At 45.5% G+C, this 1,400-nt stretch carries 1 rRNA gene (cut by a window edge); it reads left to right on the top strand.

Features of this window, described 5'->3' with window-relative positions:
- Positions 1-123: 123 nt before the first annotated feature.
- A 23S ribosomal RNA gene (locus AC1RPK_RS07515) occupies positions 124-1,400 on the top strand (it continues 1,742 nt past the right edge of the window).

The following is a 1,400-nucleotide window of genomic DNA, read 5'->3' as shown; positions in this document are numbered from 1 at the left end:
AAATTTGTTCTTTGAAAACTAGATAATATTTATTAAATTTTTAAGCAATAAGCCGAGAAACACCGCGTTTTATTAGTTAAGAACGTAGTTCTTAACAAAACCACTTTGCTTTAAGTAAAGTTAGGTTAAGTTATCAAGGGCGCATGGTGAATGCCTTGGCACTAGGAGCCGATGAAGGACGGGACTAACACCGATATGCTTCGGGGAGCTGTAAGTAAGCTTTGATCCGGAGATTTCCGAATGGGGGAACCCAGCAGTTTTAATCGACTGTTACTATTAACTGAATACATAGGTTATATAGAGGTAAACGCAGGGAACTGAAACATCTAATTACCTGCAGGAATAGAAAGAAAAATCGATTCCCTAAGTAGCGGCGAGCGAACAGGGAAGAGCCCAAACCAAGAAGCTTGCTTCTTGGGGTTGTAGGACTGCTCATTTGAGTTACCAAAGATTTTTATAGTAGAAGAGTCTGGGAAGACTCGCCGTAGAGGGTGATAGCCCCGTATACTAAATGAAAATCTCTCAGAGCAGTATCCTGAGTACGGCGGAACACGAGAAATTCCGTCGGAATCCGGGAGGACCATCTCCCAAGGCTAAATACTCCCTAGTGACCGATAGTGAACCAGTACCGTGAGGGAAAGGTGAAAAGCACCCCGGAAGGGGAGTGAAATAGTTCCTGAAACCATGTGCCTACAAATAGTTAGAGCCCGTTAATGGGTGATAGCGTGCCTTTTGTAGAATGAACCGGCGAGTTACGTTTGCTTGCGAGGTTAAGTTGATAAGACGGAGCCGTAGCGAAAGCGAGTCTGAATAGGGCGCCATAGTAAGTAGACGTAGACCCGAAACCAAGTGACCTACCCATGTCCAGGTTGAAGGTGCGGTAAAACGCACTGGAGGACCGAACTCATGTATGTTGAAAAATGCTGAGATGAGGTGTGGGTAGCGGAGAAATTCCAAACGAACTTGGAGATAGCTGGTTCTCTCCGAAATAGCTTTAGGGCTAGCCTCGGAATTAAGAATCATGGAGGTAGAGCCACTGTTTGGACTAGGGGCCCATCTAGGGTTACTGAATTCAGATAAACTCCGAATGCCATTGATTTATATCCGGGAGTCAGACTGCGAGTGATAAGATCCGTAGTCGAAAGGGAAACAGCCCAGACCACCAATTAAGGTCCCAAAATACATGTTAAGTGGAAAAGGATGTGGAATTGCACAGACAACTAGGATGTTGGCTCAGAAGCAGCCACCATTTAAAGAGTGCGTAATAGCTCACTAGTCGAGTGATTCTGCGCCGAAAATGTACCGGGGCTAAACATGTTACCGAAATTGTGGATGGAACCCATTAGGGTTCCGTGGTAGGAGAGCGTTCTAAGGGCAACGAAGCTAGACCGTAAGGACTG

Source organism: Dellaglioa sp. CoH-55-MRSF-6 (assembly GCF_056782215.1).
Note: the sequence above shows the minus strand (reverse complement) of the source record. Positions and strands in the feature narration are given on the sequence as shown.